Genomic DNA, 343 nt, shown 5'->3' on the forward strand with positions numbered 1-343 from the left:
TATATTGGCTTCTTCGAAGGTGCGATATGTATTTCTATAGATTTCTTCCTTCTTTATTGAAGAATGGAAAGATTCTATACAAGCATTGTCATAAGGACAGCCTTTTTTACTAAATGATTGTATAATATTAAACTCTTTACATAGCTCTTTTAAATCATTACTAGTATATTGAGAGCCTAAGTTTGTATGAAATATTATATGCTTATTTTTATCAGGATTTTGATTGTAATAAGCATTTTTTAAAGCTTTAACAACTAAATCATTAGTCATTTTCTTACCGAAAGCGTAGCCAATTATTTTTTTAGAATATAAGTCTAGAACTGAAGCTAAATAGCACCAACCA

Annotated in this window: 1 protein-coding gene; it reads right to left on the minus strand. The window is 27.7% G+C overall.

The features are described from left to right. Positions 1-343, minus strand: a 343-nt coding sequence (locus BHW04_RS05495) for a DDE-type integrase/transposase/recombinase (protein WP_302699144.1), incomplete at both ends; no start/stop codon positions are given.

The organism is Clostridium sp. 29_15, assembly GCF_001916075.1.
Taxonomy (GTDB): domain Bacteria; phylum Bacillota; class Clostridia; order Clostridiales; family Clostridiaceae; genus Clostridium; species Clostridium lentum.